The organism is Rathayibacter sp. AY1A2, assembly GCF_002930935.1.
Taxonomy (GTDB): Bacteria; Actinomycetota; Actinomycetes; order Actinomycetales; family Microbacteriaceae; genus Rathayibacter.
In genome coordinates, this window is record NZ_PSTP01000010.1 from 16,755 (window position 1) to 31,706 (window position 14,952).

The window sequence follows — 14,952 nt, forward strand, 5'->3', positions numbered from 1 at the left end:
CCGGGGAGTCTCACCCGGCGATGATCGGGACGCTACCACGAATTCGAGTAGGTACTCGAAATTGGAGGCACTGCTCCTCCGCCGCCGCTACGCTGGCCGTTCGAGGGGCACGGCGAGGCGCCTCCAGTGCTGAGGAGGGGTCGATGGCGGAGGCGACGAGGCGACGCGGCCCGTACGCGAAGTCGGCCGAGCGCCGGCGAGCCATCATCGAGGCCGCGCACCAGGTCTTCGCCGCGCGGGGCTACGCCCGCGGCTCCCTCCAGGAGGTCGCCGACCGCGTCGGGCTCAGCCAGACGAGCCTCTTGCACTACTTCCCGTCGAAGACCGACCTGCTCTTCGCGGTCCTCGAGCACCGCGACCTGATCACGGGCGACGGTTCCTCGCCGCCGGACCCGGAGGAGGGGCTGGTCGCCGGCATCCTGCGGCAGACCCGCTACAACGAGACGGCGCCCGGAGTGATCGAGCTGTACGCCGTGCTCTGCGGCGAGTCGACTACGCAGGAGCACCCAGGGCGCGACTTCTTCGCCGCGCGGTTCCGCCGGCTCCGCAGCGAGTACACGGCCGAGCTGCGCGAGCTCCAGGCCGCCGGGCGCCTCCGCGAGGGGTCCGATCCGGAGCGGGTGGCGGCGTCGATCATCGCGCTCTGGGACGGCGTGCAGCTGCAGTGGCTGCTCGAGCGCGACGCGGTGGACATGGTGGCGTGCCTGGCCGACTACCTCGACCTCGTGGTGCTGCCGGCTCCCTAGCCGCTGGCGCGAGGGAACCCCGGCCCGTCGAGGGGACCCGCCGTCCGCGGCGGTCTCGATGGTCCGGGGTTCCCTCGACCGTGGTGCGCGCCTAGGGCAGCAGGCGGGTCGGGCCGCGGAACAGGTAGGTGACCTCGCGGAGGTTCGCCTGGTTCAGCATCAGCATGATCACGCGCGAGAGGCCCATGCCGAAGCCGCCGTGCGGCGGGACGCCGTAGCGGAAGAAGTCGAGGTAGAACTCGAGCTCCTCCGGGTCCAGGCCCTTCTCGCGGGCCTGCTCGACGAGGACGTCGACGCGGTGCTCGCGCTGGGCTCCGGTCGAGATCTCGACGCCGTTGTAGATGAGGTCGTAGCTGTTGGTGATCGTCCCGTCGCCCTCGCGGCGCATGTGGTAGAACGGCCGGATGCTCGACGCGTAGTCGGTGAGGAACACGAAGTCGTGCCCGAACTCCTCCTGCACGTAGGCCGCGATGCGGCGCTCGCCCTCGGGGTCCATGTCGTCGTCGGCGCGGGGCACCTCGTAGCCGCGCTCGGCGACGAGGCGCTTGGCCTCGGCGAGCGGGATGCGCGGGAACGGCGTGGTCGGGACGGTCAGGTCGATGTCGAAGAGCGCCTTGACCTCGGCGCCGTGCTTCTCGACGACGGCGGTGAGGCCGGCGACCATCAGCTGCTCGTGCAGCTCCATGACGTCCTCGTGCGAGTCGATCCAGGAGACCTCGGCGTCGACGCTCGTGAACTCGGTCGCGTGACGCGAGGTGAAGCTGGGGTCGGCGCGGAAGGCGGGGCCGACCTCGAAGACCTTGCCGAAGCCGGCGGGCTGCGCCATCTGCTTGAAGAACTGGGGGCTCTGCGCCAGGTAGGCCTTCGTCTCGAAGTACTCGACCTCGAAGAGCTCGGCCCGCGACTCCGAGGCGCTCGCCATGAGCTTCGGGGTGTGGATCTCGATGAAGTCGTGCTCGATCCAGTACGTGCGCAGCGCGTGCTCGAACGTGGTCTGCACACGGGCGATGAGGTTCTGCTCGGGACGGCGCAGGTCGAGGAAGCGCCAGTCCATGCGCTTGTCGATGCCGGAGTCGGGCGCGATCGGCGCCTCCGGGATCGACGCGGCGACGACCTCGAGCGTCTCGAGCTTGACCTCGATGCCGCCGAGCTTCACGCGCTCGTCGTGCTTGAGCGCACCGGTGACGGTGATGAAGGAGCCCTGGGCGAGGCCGGAGATCTCCTCGGTGATTGCGAGGCGCGCAGCCGACGCGTCGTCGCCCTCGACGGCCTCGCGCACGGCCGGGTTCACCAGCTGCACGGCACCCGACTCGTCGCGCAGGACGACGAACTGCACCTTCTTCTGGTCGCGCACGGTCTCGACCCAGCCGGACACGCGGACGGGTCCGTCCTCGAGCGCGGCGAGCTTCTTGACAGTGGTTCGGGGGAGGCGGGTCTCGTCGGTCACGGTAGGGGAGTCTACTCGGGGGCCGCCGGGCGGCGCGGAGCAGGAGCACGCGCCGGCCCGCGGCCTCCGGCGCGGCACGAAAGGGGGTCCAGTCGGTCCCCCTGCGTGCTCCGGCGTCGGGCTAGCATCGCGGAGCGAGCGCGCGGGCTCGAGAGGATCCGAGGGGGATGTGCCATGGCGGGACCGGGATTCGCGGTCATCGACTTCGAGACGACGGGGGTCCGTCCCGAGCGGGGCGACCGCGTCATCGAGGTCGCTGTCGTCCATCTCGATGCGGAGGGGCGCTTCGAGGCGGCGTTCGAGACGCTCGTGAACCCGGACCGCGATCTCGGCGCGCAGAGGATCCACGGCATCTCGGCGCGCGAGATACTGGACGCACCGTCCTTCGCCGCGATCGCCGCCGATCTGCTGGCACATCTCGACGGCCGGGTGGTCGTCGCCCACAATGCGAGCTTCGAGCGGCGGTTCCTGACAGCGGAACTGGCCCGACTCGGCGTCGAGACGGCACTCTCGAGCGAGATGCTGCTGTGCACGATGCAGCTCGCACGCGAGTTCCTGCCGGGTGCGGGGCGCTCGCTCGCCGACTGCTGCGCCGCGTTCGACATCCCGCTGGAGAACGCTCACCGAGCCGTCGTCGATGCGACCGCCACGGGCCGCCTGCTCGCGGAGTACATCGCCGTCTCCGGTGGTCGCGACCGCTGGGACGATCACCTGAGAGAGGCACTCGCCTACGGCTGGCCTCCTGTTCCGCGGAGGCGCACACTGTGGACGCCCCGACCCGCGACCGCCGTGGCTCCCGCCTCCTTCCTGGAGCGCGTCGTCCAGCGGATGCCCGACCACTCCGGACCCGTGGAGCACGGCGAGTACCTCGCCCTCCTGGACCGCTGCCTCCTGGACCGCGTCATCTCGGCGCACGAGGAGCGCGAACTGGTCACCGCGGCCGACGACCTCGGAATCGGTCGTGCGGTCGTGCGCGTCCTCCACGACCGCTACTTCGACGACCTGACCGCGGTCGCCTGGTCGGACGGCGTCCTCGCCGACGACGAGCTGATGGACCTCGCGACTGTCGCCGATCTGCTCGGCATCGATCACGAGCGGCTCGTCGCGGCCACGGAGCCGCGGGACGCCGTCGAACAGCCCGCGCCCGTCGTCGACCGCTTCTCGCTCGAGCCGGGCGACCTCGTCGTCCTGACCGGGGAGATGCGCCGGACCCGCCAGGAGTGGACGACCGTCCTCGAGGACTGCGGGCTGATCGCCCACCCCGGAGTGACGAAGAAGGTCAAGCTGGTCGTCGCCGCCGATCCCGACTCCCTGTCCGGCAAGGCGAGGAAGGCCCGCGACTACGGGATCCCCGTCGTGAGCGAGGACGGCCTCGCCGCCCTCCTGCGCGCATGAGCGCCGCACTGATCACCGGCGCGTCCTCCGGCATCGGCCTCGCGTTCGCCCGGGCGTTCGCGCGCCGCGGCTGGAGCCTCGTCCTCGTCGCCCGCAGCGAGCAGCGCCTCCAGGAGGCGGCGGCCGGACTGCGCGGCCTCGGCGCCGCGGCGGTCGAGGTCCTGCCCGCCGACCTCGGCGACCGCGAGCAGGTCGAGCAGGTGCGAGCGCGGCTCGTCGATCCTGCCCGGCCCGTCCGCGTCCTCGTCAACAACGCCGGCTTCGGGATCGACGGGACCTTCGCCGAGCCGGACGTCGCCGCTCAGGACCACGCCTTCGAGGTGATGGTGCGCTCGGTCGCCGTGCTCTCGGGTGCGGCGGCCGAGGCGATGACCGCCCGCGGTCGCGGCGCGATCCTCACGGTGTCGAGCGTCGCGGGCTTCGTGCACCTCGGCCCCTACTCCGCGGTGAAGGCGTGGGCGACCGCCTTCGCGCAGTCGCTGGCCGTCGAGCTGCGGGGCACCGGCGTCCGCTCGGCCGCGCTCTGCCCGGGCTGGGTGCGCACCGAGTTCCACGAGCGGGCGGCGATGGACACCTCCTCCATCCCCTCCTTCCTCTGGCTCGATGCGGACGCGGTGGTGGAGGAGTTCCTCCGCGACGTCGCGCGCGGCTCCGTCGTCTCGGTGCCGTCGGTGCGCTTCGGAGTCCCGATGGCCGTGGTGCGGCACCTGCCCGGACCGCTCGTGCGGCGGCTGTCGGCGGCGGTCTCGGCGCGGCGCTGAGGCTCCGCTCAGGTCCGGCTCAGGCGACCCTTTTCCCGGCGTTCCCCCACGCCGCGTTCCGTACACTTGACGCTCGTGGTTGCCGATCAGATCCATCTCGTGCGGCACGGCGAGGTGTTCAACCCCGACCGGGTCCTCTACGGGCGACTCCCGAACTTCCGGCTCTCGGATCTGGGCCACCGCATGGCCCGCTCCGCCGCCGACGACCTGCTCGAGCGCCGGCGCCACGTCACGGCGCTGATCGCCTCGCCGCTCCAGCGCACGCAGGAGTCCGCGCAGCCCATCTCGCAGGCGTTCGAGCTCGAGATCCGCACCGATGAGCGGGTGATCGAGCCGAGCAACCGCTTCGAGGGGAAGTCCCTCGCCGCGCGCAGCTCCGCCCTGCGGAACCCCAAGCACTGGCCCTGGCTCCGCAACCCCTTCGAGCCCAGCTGGGGCGAGCCGTACCTCTCCATCTCGGCGCGGATGTACGCGGCGGTCGAGTCGGCGTGGGAGAGCACGGAGGAGGGCGACGCCGCGATCGTCAGCCACCAGCTCCCCATCTGGACGGTCCACCGCGCCCTCGCCGGCGAGCGCCTCTTCCACGATCCGCGCAAGCGCCGCTGCGCGCTCTCGAGCATCACGACCCTCGAGCGGCGCGGGGACGGCTTCGTCGAGGTCGGCTACTCCGACCCGGCCGCCGGCCTGCAGGGCCTGGCCACCGACGTGGGAGCGGTCTGATGCGCCGGACGGGGCGGCTCCGCGCAGCGGGCGTCCTCGCGCTGGCCGCCGCGCTCGCGCTGACGGGCTGCTCCGAGGATCCGCTCGCCGACCAGTACCGCAACGGCAGCAACAAGGGCTACATCTCGGGGGACGGCACCGTCACCGAGATCGCCGCCGCCGACCGGGACGACCCCATCGTCTTCTCCGGCACCGACGAGACCGGCGCCACCATCGACTCCGCCGACCTCGCCGGGCAGGTCGTCGTCGTCAACTTCTGGTACGCCAGCTGCGCCCCGTGCCGCGCCGAGGCCGCTGACCTCGAGACGGTGAACACGGAGTTCGCCGACAAGGGCGTGTCGTTCGTCGGCGTCAACGTGCGCGATCAGGCCCCCACCGCGGCCGCCTTCGCCGAGACCTTCGGGCTCGGCTACCCCTCCATCGTCGACACGGACTCGTCAGTGCAGCTCGCCTTCACCGGCACCGTCCCGCCCAACGCCGTGCCCACGACGCTCGTCCTCGACAGGGAGGGGCGCGTCGCGTCGCGCATCCTCGGCCAGCTCCAGGAGGCGTCGATCCTCTCGACCCTCGTGGGCGACACGCTCGCCGAGGGGGAGTAGCGGCGTGGGCGACATCGTCGTCAGCGGTCAGCTCCTGCTGGCCGTGCCGATCGCGCTCCTGGCCGGGCTCGTGTCCTTCGCGTCGCCCTGCGTGCTCCCGCTGGTGCCCGGCTACCTCGCCTACGTCGGCGGATTCACGGACGCCGACGAGCGGGCGGCCCGCGGACGCCGCCGGGTCGTGCTGGGCGTCCTCCTCTTCGTGCTCGGATTCTCGCTGGTGTTCGTCCTCTACGGGGCGGCGGCGGGCACGGTCGGCTTCTGGCTGCGCCAGTACACCGACCTGATCACCCGCGTCCTCGGGCTCGTCGTGATCGCGATGGGGCTCGTCTTCATCGGCCAGTTCTCGTTCCTCCAGCGCACGCTCCGACCCGGGATCCGTCCCGCCACCGGGCTGATCGGAGCGCCGCTGCTCGGCATCGTCTTCGGCGTCGGCTGGACGCCCTGCCTCGGCCCGACGCTGAGCTCGATCCTCGCCCTCAGCTACGGCGTGGGCTCGCCCTGGCGCGGCGCCCTCCTCGCCCTGGTCTACTGCCTCGGACTCGGCATCCCCTTCCTCCTCGTCGCCTTCGGCTTCAGCTGGGTGACCAGCACGCTCGCCTTCGTGAAGCGCCACATCCGCGTGGTCAACATCCTCGGCGGCGCCGCCCTCGTCCTGATCGGAGTCCTGATGGTCACGGGCATCTGGAACACCCTCGTCTACGGATCCCTCTCGGCGGTGATCGATGGCTTCCAGCCGGCGATCTGAGCCCGAGGAGAGCACGCGCCGCCCCGACGAGGCCGCGCAGCGGAGGACGGACGCCTCCTTCCGCCCCGCCGACCACTACGACTCCGACGGCACCGTCACGCAGCCGGCGCTCGGGTTCACCGGCTGGCTCCGCTGGATGTGGCGCCAGCTCACCAGCATGCGCACGGCGCTGTTCCTGCTGCTGCTGCTGGCGATCGCGGCGGTCCCCGGATCGCTCGTGCCGCAGCGCTCCTCCGACCCCAACGGCGTGACCCAGTACTTCGTCGACAACCCCGACCTCGCGCCCCTGCTCGACAGGGTGCAGGCGTTCGACACCTACACCTCCGCCTGGTTCTCGAGCATCTACCTGCTGCTGTTCATCTCCCTGATCGGCTGCATCGTCCCGCGCACGCGTCACCACTTCCAGGCGATGCGATCGCGGCCGCCGCGCACCCCGGTGCGCCTGCAGCGCCTCGCCGGCTACACCGTCCGCGAGGTCGAGGGCGCGACGGAGGAGGAGGCCGTCGCCTCCGCCCACTCCGTCCTGCGCCGGGCGGGCTACCGCGTCGAGCGCTACGACGACCCGCGCGGCCGCTGGTCGAGCGTCTCGGCCGAGCGCGGCTACCTCCGCGAGACCGGCAACCTGGTCTTCCACTCCGCCCTGGTCGGCATCCTCGTCGCCGTCGGAGTGGGCGGCGGATTCGGCTACAGCGGGCAGCGCGTGCTGGTCGAGGGCTCCCAGGGGTTCGCGAACAACCTCGCGGCCTACGACTCCTTCAACCCCGGTCGCTTCTTCGACAGCAGCCAGCTCGACCCGTACCAGCTGACCCTCGACAGCCTCGACGTGAAGTACGAGGAGCAGAACCAGTCGGCGCTCGGCCAGCCCGTCGACTTCACCGCGAACGTCACGACCTCCGAGCGCGGCGGGCGCACCGAGGACCGCACGATCAAGGTCAACGACCCGCTGGCGATCGGCGGCACGAACGTCTACCTCCTCGGCAACGGCTACGCCCCGACGATCACGGTCCGGGACCCCTCGGGCCGGGCGATCTTCACCGACTCGGTGCCGTTCCTCCCGCAGGACGCGAACCTGACCTCCGTCGGTGTCGTGAAGGTGCCGGACGGGCTCTCGGAGCAGCTGGGCCTCACCGGCTTCTTCTACCCGACGCAGGACACGCTGGCCTCCGGGGCGTCGACCTCGATCTTCCCCGACCTGCAGTACCCCGTGCTCTCGCTGAACGTCTTCGCTGGCGACCTCGGCCTCGACGGGGGAGTGCCCACATCCGTCTACGTGCTCAACACCGACTCGCTGACCCGGCTCACCGGCGGCACCACCGGCGTCGCGCCGATCACTCTCAAGCCCGGCGACACGGCCGAGCTCCCGAACGGGCTCGGCAGCGTGACCTTCGACAACACGGGCGCCGACCCGACGCGGATCGGCACCGACAGCGTCAAGCGCTTCGCCTCGTTCGACATCCACCACGACGCGACCCAGGGCTGGGTGCTGCTCTTCGCGATCCTCGTGCTCGCCGGACTCCTCACCTCGCTGTTCGTTCCGCGGCGCCGCGTATGGGTGAAGGCGACCGCTCAGGACGACGGCGGCCTGCTCCTCGAGTACGCGGGACTCGCCCGCGGCGAGGACCCGCAGCTGGTGCGCGCCGTTCGGACGATCGCCGACCGGCACGCCCCGCTCGACTGACCCGCCTCCCGGACGCCCCGGAGGCCCCTCCACAGGCGCCGCCCGGCTGGGCAGGGGCCGAGTCTGTGCAAGCGCGAAGGGGCGGGCGGGGCGGCGAGCGATTACCCTGAGGAGGTGATCGCGACCCTCTCGCAGTACTCGGTGCTGTGCCTCTCCTCCGCCATGGGCATCTACGCCATGGCGTTCGTCTTCTTCGCGATCGACCTCGCCCGCCGCGCCTCCCTGGCCGACGGCGAGTCGATCGAGGTCGTGCAGGAGGCGGAGCGCGTCGCCTCCGCGGCCGCCGCCGACCGCGCGGCCAGCGGCAAGGCCACCGTCGCCGCCGCAGGCTCCGGACGCACCGCGACGCTCTCCCGCATCGGCAGCCGCGTCGAGGACGAGGTCTACCGCGCCCCCGCCCGCTCGAAGACCATGCGCATCGGGTTCTCGCTCACGCTCCTCGGCTTCGTGCTGCACCTCGCCGCGACCGTCCTCCGCGGCGTCGCCGCCGGCCGCGTCCCCTGGGCGAACATGTACGAGTTCTCGATGACCGGGACGCTCATCATCATCGGCGTCTTCCTCGCCGTCCAGCTGCGCTGGGACCTCCGCTTCCTCGGAGCGTTCATCACCGGCCTCGTCCTGGTGCTCCTCGGCATCGCGACCGTCAACTACTACGTCGCCGTCGTCCCGCTCCCGCCGGCACTCCAGTCCTACTGGCTGGTCATCCACGTGCTCGTCGCGATCCTCGGCACCGCGTTCTTCGCCCTCGGCTTCGCGCTCTCGGTCACCCAGCTCCTCCAGGCACGCCGCGAATCCTCCGGCGACAGCCCCCGCTCGGTCCTCCGCTTCCTGCGCACCCTGCCCAGCTCCCTCACCCTCGAGAACCTCGCCTACCGCGTCACGATCCTCGGCTTCATCCTCTGGACCTTCACGCTCATCGCCGGCGCCGTCTGGGCCGAGAAGGCCTGGGGCCGCTACTGGGGCTGGGACACCAAGGAGGTCTGGACCTTCATCATCTGGACCATCTACGCCGGCTACATCCACGCCCGCGCCACCCGCGGCTGGCGCGGCACCCCCTCCGCCTGGCTCGCCATCGTCGGCTTCGCCGCCGTCATGTTCAACTTCGGCGTCGTCAATGTGTTCTTCAAGGGACTCCACGCCTACTCCGGCCTCGACACCGGCATGTGATCGGCGGGGCCTGGCGGGCTCCCTCGCGGCGTTGTCGGCGACGAACGTAGCGCCGCTACGCCCGACCCCTCCGCCTTGCGATCGGGTCGGCGGGGCCTGGCGGGGCCGCTCGCGGCGTTGTCGGCGACGTACGTAGCTCCCGCTACGCCCGACGCCTCCGCCTTGCGATCGACCACAGGCCCCGCCGACCGCCCACCAGGACACGCTTTGAGGACGGCTCCGCTTCGCGGTCGCCGCGGGGGCCTCAGCGTCGCGGTCGGGTCTGGCCGGGCTTCGCTTCGCGATCGGGTACCGGGTGGGCTCCGCTTCGCGGTCGGGTCCGGGTGGGCTCCGCTTCGCGGTCGGGTCCGGGTGGGCTCCGCTTCGCGGGAGGGCCGGGGGGACGGCGGCCGACGGGTCATGCTGATCGAGTAGCGAGCAGCGCGCGTATCGAGATCCCATGGCGCGAACGTGGAGCGAGTCGGTTGAGTTCCCGCAGATGGACGCGCATGGGCGGTGCCTGCTGGCCGAGTAGTGCGCGGAGCGGGCGTGTCGCGCACAGGGGGCATGGACGGGCTGCGGGCGGATCCGTGCCTGTCGAGTGGCGATGGTGGACGCCGGGGGCGACGGCGGAAGGGTCAGACGGCGGTGACGACGGCGATGAGGTGGGGGGCGAAAGGGGCGTCGAGGGCGAGGACGATGCGGGTGCGGGCGTCGGAGGGATGGACGCCGCGGTAGATGCCGCGGAGGTCGGCGACGGTCTGGCCGCGGCCGGGGCCGTGGGTGACGTCGACAGTGACGTGGACGCGCGGGGCGGAGGTGAGGGCGACGGCGTCGACGGCGATCGCGGCGGCCATGGGGTCGTGCATGGCAGCGGTGCGCTCGCCGAAGTGGCCGACGTAGAAGTCGAAGTAGAAGTCGAGCGCCTGCCCGATGGCCTGCGCGAGGGGATCGGGCGACGCGAGCAGGACGGCGCGATCCTCCTCCGTCAGCAGGTGCCGCATGGTCACGTCCAGGGGCACGAGCGTCAGATCCCAGTCGGCCGCGACGACCTCGGCGGCGGCCGCAGGGTCGTGCCAGATGTTGGCCTCCGCCACGGCGGTCACGTTGCCGGGGACCAGCGCGGCTCCGCCCATCACGGTCACCGAGTGGACGAGGGACGCGATCTCCGGGTGCGCACGGAGGGCGATCGCGAGATTCGTCAGCGGGCCGATCGCGACCAGCCGCAGCTCGCCCTCGTGCTCACGGGCGAGACGGAGGAGGAGGTCGGCCGGATCCTCGTCGACCGGCTCGCCGCCCTCGGGCAGCGCGACCCCGCCGATGCCGTCGTCGCCGTGCACGTGCGGAGATCCGCCGGCGTAGTCCTCCTCGAGGAAGTGGTGCGCCCCCACGGCGACCGGCACGTCGTCGCGGCCGGCCAGCGCCAGCAGGCCGAGGCTGTTGACCGCGGCCCGGCGGGCGTCGGTGTTGCCGCTGACCGTGCTGATCCCGACGAGGCGGGCCCGGGGCGAGCGGAGGAGGTACGCCAGGGCGAGCGAGTCGTCGATGCCGGTGTCGCAGTCGAGGAAGACGGGGACGGGGACGGTCGATGCGCTCACGGTGCTCCGATGCTCGAGGGTGGGGGATGCGTCGGGCACCGACGGCCGACGCTCCCATTCTGCCGCTCCTCGGACGCGGCGCCCGCCGCCGACGATCAGAGCAGCGCGTAGGAGTCGCGGAGCCGCGCCCGCCACCAGGCGAGCCGCTCCGGCGACACGGCGTGACGGGAGAGGAGCTCCTCCGAGACCTCCACGCGGCCGACGGGGATGCTGCCGTCGACCGGCCGCAGCGGCCGCTCCGTGACGTCCGCGGCGAGGAGGGACGCGGTGCCGAGTCCGCAGTCGAAGGGCAGCTCGGGGAGCGCCGCTGCCAGGGCGGCGCCCATGGCGAGTCCGACCGAGCTGTCGATCGCGCTCGAGACCACCGCCGGCAGCCCCGCCTCGGCGACGAGGGCCAGCGCCCGGCGCGTCCCCCCGAGCGGCTGGACCTTCACGACCAGCAGGTCCGCGGCTCTTGCCCGGGCGACGGCGAGTGGATCGGCGGCCTTGCGGACGCTCTCGTCGGCGGCGATCGGGATGCCCATGTACTTCACCCGGTAGCGCAGCTCCGCCAGCTCGTCGACGCTCGCGCACGGCTGCTCGACGTACTCGAGGTCGGACTCCGCGAGGGCGTGGACGGCGTGCTCGGCCTCGTCGAGGTTCCAGCCGCCGTTCGCGTCCACGCGGATCCGGCCCTCCGGACCGAGCAGGCGGCGGACCTCGACGACCCGGGCCACGTCGTCGGCCAGCGTCTGGCCGCGCTCGGCGACCTTCACCTTCGCCGTGCGGCAGCCGTGGTAGCTCGCGAGCACGGCGGCGACCTCGTGCGGTGCGACGGCCGGGATGGTCGCGTTCACCGGGATGCGGTCGCGCAGCGGTGCCGGCTGCTCGCTCCAGCCGTAGTCGATCGCCGCCCGGAGCCACGCCGCCGACTCCTCTGCGCCGTACTCGAGGAAGGGCGAGAACTCGGTCCAGCCCTCGGGGCCGCGCACGAGCGCGATCTCGCGGTGGTCCACACCGCGGAAGCGGGTGCGCAGCGGCAGAGCGACGACGCGGAGTCCCGCGTCGATCTCGCCGAGGGAGGGGAGCGGGGAGGCGGGCACGACGTCGTCCATCCGGCCATTGTCCACCGGCCGGGGCGACGCGGCGGCCACCCGGGCGCAGGAGGTCGGCGACGCGCGCGCAAGCCCCCGGGGTCCCTCCTCCGAGCGCCCGCCGAGGTGCCAGACTGACGAGGCTGCCGTTGGAGTCCGGAGGAGTGCGATGAGCCAGATGCCGATGAGCCCGCCGCCCGCGCCCGCCCCGGGCCCGACGCAGGGCTCCGTCCCCTCCCACCGCCCGCTCGGCAGGGGCGCCTGGATCGCGCTGGGCACGAGCCTCCTCGTGGGCGTCGTCTACACCGGCGTGCTCGGCACGCTCGTCGCCGTCGGAGTGGGCGGCGCGCTCGACTCCGCCGCCGGCAGCGCGTCGACGAGCGCTCCGTCCGAGCCGTTCGGCGACCCGACGGACGACCCGTTCGGCAGCGGGGACCCGTCCGATCCGCTCTACGACTACCCCGGCTACCAGGACGGCGACGCCGCGACGATCCTCGGCCAGCCGTCCGCGGAGGACGTGCGCGCGAGTGCCGAGAAGGCCGTCGCGGCCGTCGAGGGCGCCGTCCCCGAGGAGTGGACCTCGGCCGACGACGAGTACTACGAGCAGTCGCAGAACGCCTACGGCGGGCCCTCCCTCCTCTACGACTACATCTCGGCGACCGAGTACGCCGCCGCCGACGTCTCGACCGACGCCGACAGGCAGGCGGCGGTCGACCGTTTCACCGCAGCGCTCTCGCCTCTCGGCTTCGACGACGTCGAGGTGGCCGACACCCCCGAGGAGTGGTCGGAGGCGGGCTACGAGCTCGACGGCGACCTCTCGGACGAGGAGGCCTCGGCCGCGCTCTGGATCGTCACCGCCCGCTCATCCGCCGACCTCGTGCCCGCGATCGAGCTGGGCCTCGTCGACCTCGACGCCGATCCGACCGGCCTGGTCGCCGACATGCTCGACGGAGTCGGCCTCTCGCCGGACCCGCAGGGCGCGTTCCTGGCGGGGTACGCGAACGGGGTCCTCCAGGACGAGGACCGCGGCGAGTTCACCGACCGCCTCGAGGAGTACGGCGGAGTCGCCACGACCTGACCGGGCGCTACAAGCAAGCCCGTCCGCCCGCAAGCCCGAATCGGTGCACCGCCCGCGCCCTACGGTGAGGGGATGGCTGCACCCCGCTCGACCAGGCCCCTGCGCGACTACGCCGCGATCGGAGACGGTCGCACGGTCGCCCTGATCGCGAAGGACGGCAGCGTCGACTGGATGCCCGTCCCGGACCTCGGCTCCACCCCCGCCTTCGCCGCCCTGATCGACGCCGAGTCCGGCGGCTGCGTCGAGCTCGCCCCCGAGGAGCCCGCCGAGGTCTCGCGCGCCTACATCCGCGACACGAACGTCCTCGAGACCACCTTCACCACCGAGTCGGGGACCGTCCGCGTGACGGACGCGCTCGTCACCGGGATCGCGGGCCGCCTCCCGTGGGCCGAGCTCGCGCGCCGCGTGGACGGTGTCGACGGCGAGGTGCGGATGCGGTGGGCCGTGCGTCCCGGAACGGGACTCGGCCGGTTCTCCCCGTGGATCCAGAACGCCGACGGCCGCTCGCTCATCCGCGCCGGAGACATCACCATCGGCGTCACCGGGCAGGAGCACGGGCCCGACGGCGACGACGCGCCCTCCGGCGCCGGCGACGAGCTGACGGGCTCCTTCGTCGTGACCGCGGGGAAGGACGCCGTGCGGCACGTCCTGGTCGTGTCGGCCACGCATGACGAGCCGCTGCACTTCCCGGTCGCGAAGAACGTCGACCGCGGCATCGACCGCACCATCCGCAGCTGGCAGAACTGGTCGGAGGAGTTCTCCTACGACGGCCCGTGGTCCGAGGCCGTCCAGCGCAGCGCCCTCGCGCTCAAGCTGCTGATCTACTCGCCCACAGGAGCCATCGCCGCGGCCGCGACCACGTCGCTCCCGGAGTCGCCCAACGGCGGCAAGAACTGGGACTACCGCTTCGCCTGGGTGCGCGACGCCGCGTACACGATGCACGCGCTGGTGCGCTTCGGCCTGCGCGAGGAGACGCACGCCGCGCTGTCCTGGCTCCTCCGCACGATCAAGGAGCACGGGCCGGACCTGCACATCTTCTACGGACTCGACGGCTCCATGCCGACCGTCCTCGAGGAGTTCGACGTCCCGGGCTACGCCGGCATCGGCCCGGTCGTCGCCGGCAACGCAGCGCAGAGCCAGCTGCAGCTGGGCGTCTTCGGCGACCTCTTCGACATCTGCCGCATCTACGTCGACGAGGGCAACGTCCTCGACATCCAGACCGGTCGGCTCCTCGCCCGCGTCGCCGACACCACCTGCGACCTGTGGCGGAACCGCGATGCGGGCATGTGGGAGCTGGAGGAGGAGCAGCACTACACCTCCTCGAAGATGGGCTGCTGGCAGGCGCTCGACGCGGCCGTGCACCTGGCGGAGCTCGGCCAGGTCGCGGGCAGCCCCGACCGCTGGCGCTTCGAGCGCGACCGCATCCGGGAGTGGATCGAGGAGCACTGCTGGTCCGAGGAGCTCGGCTCCTACGTGATGTACCCGGGCAGCGAGGAGCTGGACGCCTCGGTGCTCCTGCACGCGCCCAGCGGCTACGAGCGCGGCGAGCGGATGATCTCGACCATCGACGCCCTGGTGAAGGAGCTGGGCCGCGGCGCGCTGCTGTTCCGCTACTCCGGCATGGAGGGCGAGGAGCACCCGTTCGTGGCCTGCTCGTTCTGGCTCGCCTCCGCCCTGGCCTGCGTCGGTCGGCACGACGAGTCGGTCGCCCTGATGGACGAGCTCGTCGCCACGGTCCCGAACGACGTCGGGATCATGTCCGAGATGATCGCGGTCGACGACCTGGCCTTCTGGGGCAACCTGCCGCAGGGGCTCAGCCACCTCGCGTTGATCAACGCGGCCATCACCATCGAGGAGCTGGCGCCGAAGAAGGTCGGCCGCGCGTAACCCCGCCGACGGCGTCCGCGCAACCCGTTGAGGGCCGGCTCCGAGGGGCGTAGACCGGTACCACCCCCTCGCACCGCAC

Annotated in this window: 13 protein-coding genes; 10 read left to right on the forward strand and 3 right to left on the reverse strand. The window is 72.2% G+C overall.

Annotated elements, in window-relative coordinates:
- Positions 1-143 precede the first annotated feature (143 nt).
- On the forward strand, positions 144-746 hold the full coding sequence (locus C5B93_RS10005; protein WP_244230513.1) for a TetR/AcrR family transcriptional regulator: 603 nt from the start codon (positions 144-146) through the stop codon (positions 744-746).
- 91 nt (positions 747-837) lie between these two features.
- Here the strand turns inward: C5B93_RS10005 and aspS are convergent, their stop codons facing one another.
- Positions 838-2,193, reverse strand: a complete 1,356-nt coding sequence (aspS, locus tag C5B93_RS10010; RefSeq protein ID WP_258068196.1) for an aspartate--tRNA(Asn) ligase — start codon at positions 2,191-2,193, stop codon at positions 838-840.
- Between the two features lie 174 nt (positions 2,194-2,367).
- Here aspS and C5B93_RS10015 point away from each other — a divergent pair, with 174 nt between their 5' ends.
- The 7 genes from C5B93_RS10015 (at position 2,368) to ccsB (ending at position 9,258) form a co-directional block, all read left to right on the forward strand.
- Positions 2,368-3,588 (forward strand): exonuclease domain-containing protein, encoded by a 1,221-nt coding sequence (locus C5B93_RS10015; protein WP_104233425.1) that lies wholly within the window; start codon positions 2,368-2,370, stop codon positions 3,586-3,588.
- Positions 3,585-4,349 carry an SDR family oxidoreductase gene (locus C5B93_RS10020; RefSeq protein ID WP_104292399.1) on the forward strand — a complete coding sequence of 255 codons (765 nt, stop codon included), beginning with the start codon at positions 3,585-3,587 and terminating at the stop codon, positions 4,347-4,349. Before C5B93_RS10015 ends, C5B93_RS10020 begins: the two co-directional genes overlap by 4 nt.
- A gap of 75 nt (positions 4,350-4,424) precedes the next feature.
- Positions 4,425-5,069: a histidine phosphatase family protein gene (locus C5B93_RS10025; RefSeq protein ID WP_104266731.1), complete on the forward strand. Its 645-nt coding sequence runs from the start codon at positions 4,425-4,427 to the stop codon at positions 5,067-5,069.
- Complete coding sequence (locus C5B93_RS10030) at positions 5,069-5,668, forward strand: TlpA disulfide reductase family protein (protein WP_104249773.1); 600 nt, start codon at positions 5,069-5,071, stop codon at positions 5,666-5,668. The genes C5B93_RS10025 and C5B93_RS10030 overlap by 1 nt, the downstream gene beginning before the upstream one ends.
- A gap of 4 nt (positions 5,669-5,672) precedes the next feature.
- Positions 5,673-6,413, forward strand: a complete 741-nt coding sequence (locus tag C5B93_RS10035; RefSeq protein WP_244230512.1) for a cytochrome c biogenesis CcdA family protein — start codon at positions 5,673-5,675, stop codon at positions 6,411-6,413.
- Complete coding sequence (locus tag C5B93_RS10040) at positions 6,391-8,091, forward strand: cytochrome c biogenesis protein ResB (RefSeq protein WP_104292400.1); 1,701 nt, start codon at positions 6,391-6,393, stop codon at positions 8,089-8,091. Before C5B93_RS10035 ends, C5B93_RS10040 begins: the two co-directional genes overlap by 23 nt.
- Positions 8,092-8,253: 162 nt before the next feature.
- On the forward strand, positions 8,254-9,258 hold the full coding sequence (gene ccsB, locus C5B93_RS10045; protein ID WP_104249832.1) for a c-type cytochrome biogenesis protein CcsB: 1,005 nt from the start codon (positions 8,254-8,256) through the stop codon (positions 9,256-9,258).
- Positions 9,259-9,875: 617 nt separating this feature from the next.
- Here ccsB and C5B93_RS10050 read toward each other — a convergent pair.
- The gene (locus C5B93_RS10050; RefSeq protein ID WP_104292427.1) at positions 9,876-10,835 is read right to left on the reverse strand and encodes a nucleoside hydrolase; all 960 of its coding nucleotides are present in this window, start codon (positions 10,833-10,835) and stop codon (positions 9,876-9,878) included.
- A gap of 95 nt (positions 10,836-10,930) precedes the next feature.
- A complete protein-coding gene (locus tag C5B93_RS10055; protein ID WP_104233421.1) occupies positions 10,931-11,929 on the reverse strand; it encodes an o-succinylbenzoate synthase in 999 nt (332 codons plus the stop codon).
- A 148-nt stretch (positions 11,930-12,077) separates the two neighbouring features.
- On the opposite strand from C5B93_RS10055, the gene C5B93_RS10060 reads away from it, so the two are divergent.
- Together C5B93_RS10060 and C5B93_RS10065 are read left to right on the forward strand one after the other, a co-directional pair.
- Positions 12,078-12,986: a hypothetical protein gene (locus C5B93_RS10060; RefSeq protein ID WP_104233420.1), complete on the forward strand. Its 909-nt coding sequence runs from the start codon at positions 12,078-12,080 to the stop codon at positions 12,984-12,986.
- Positions 12,987-13,058: 72 nt separating this feature from the next.
- A complete protein-coding gene (locus C5B93_RS10065; RefSeq protein ID WP_104233419.1) occupies positions 13,059-14,873 on the forward strand; it encodes a glycoside hydrolase family 15 protein in 1,815 nt (604 codons plus the stop codon).
- The last annotated feature ends 79 nt before the right edge of the window (positions 14,874-14,952 follow it).